Source organism: Streptomyces sp. NRRL S-495, from assembly GCF_000966955.1.
GTDB lineage: Bacteria > Actinomycetota > Actinomycetes > Streptomycetales > Streptomycetaceae > Kitasatospora > Kitasatospora purpeofusca.
The window spans coordinates 1-1,277 of sequence record NZ_JZWY01000938.1; the positions used below are offsets into that span (position 1 = coordinate 1).

Annotated in this window: 1 protein-coding gene; it reads right to left on the minus strand. The window is 74.8% G+C overall.

The window, feature by feature from the left end:
* Positions 1-1,164: serine/threonine-protein kinase (locus VR45_RS36685; protein WP_159394491.1), on the minus strand; the 1,164-nt coding region annotated here is incomplete at its 3' end.
* Between the last annotated feature and the right edge of the window lie 113 nt (positions 1,165-1,277).

Below are 1,277 nucleotides of genomic sequence, written 5' to 3' on the forward strand. Positions count from 1 at the left end.
CGCCTCCCGGTACTGCCCGGCCTCGCCCAGGTTGTAGGCCTGGTTGTTGCGCGCCCTGAGCGTGTCCGGGTGGGCGGCGCCCAGCAGCCGGGCCCGGCCGTCGGCCACCTGCGCCAGTACGGCCGCCGCCTCGTTGTGGCGTCCCTCCCGGCTGAGGGAGCCGGCCAGCTCGTGGGCCGTCGTCAGCTCGGCGACGGTAGGCAGCCGGACGGCCGTGGCCGGAGGCAGGGGCGGAGGCGGAGGCGTCGCGACCACGACGGTCGGTGCGGCGACCACAGCGGTCGGTGTGGCGACGACGACGGTCGGTGCGGCGACGGCGGCTCGCAGCGCCTCGGCCACGGCCAGGGCCGAGCCGGGGCGGTCCGCCGGGTCCTTGGCCAGGAGCTGCAGGACGACGCGGTCGAGGCCACCGGGCAGGTCGGGCCGGTGGTGCCGCGGTGGCACGGGCTGCTCGTTCAGGTGGGCTTCCACCTCGGCGTACGGGCTACCGCGGAAGCCGAAGGGCGGTGTGCCGGTGAGGAGTTCGTACAGCACGCAGCCGAGGGAGTAGAGGTCGGCGCGGCCGTCGACCCGCAGGCCCCTGGCCTGCTCCGGGGCCATGTAGGCCGGGGTGCCGATGCCGCTGCCGGCGGGGGTGAGCCGGGTGTGGCCGGCCATCAGGTAGGCGGCGATACCGAAGTCGAGGACGACGACGGCTTCCGTGCCGTCCGCGTGCCGGGTCAGGAAGAGGTTCCCGGGCTTGATGTCCCGGTGCGCGACGTCCACCGCGTGGGCGGCGGCCAGCGCGTTGCAGATCTGCACGCCCCACTCCACCGCCCGGGCGGGGTCGAGCCGCTCACCCGAGCGCAGGGCGTCGGCGACGGACCGGCCGGTGAGCAGGCTCATCACCACATAGGGCGTCGCCAGACCGGCCTCCCGGTGAATGCCGTAGTCGTGCACGCCGATGATGTTCGGGTGCTGGAGCCGCGCGGTGATCCGGGCCTCCCGCTCGAAGCGGGTCTGAGCCCCGTGGTCCTCCGCGCCGTCGACCTGGGGCAGCAGGACCTTGACCGCGACGTCCCGTTGCAGCCGGGTGTCCTGGGCCCTCCAGACCGCCCCCATCCCACCGGTACCGACGCAACGGTCCATCCGGTACCGGTCGTTGATCATCGTGCCCTGCCGCATCCGCTCCCCCACCCCGAGTCGTCCGGCTCACCGTAGTGTGCACGGACGGCCCGGCGCAGCCTCGTCCGGGGTTCCCGATCAGCGGGCCGGGATCCCCCGGCGGGCGCGGGGGT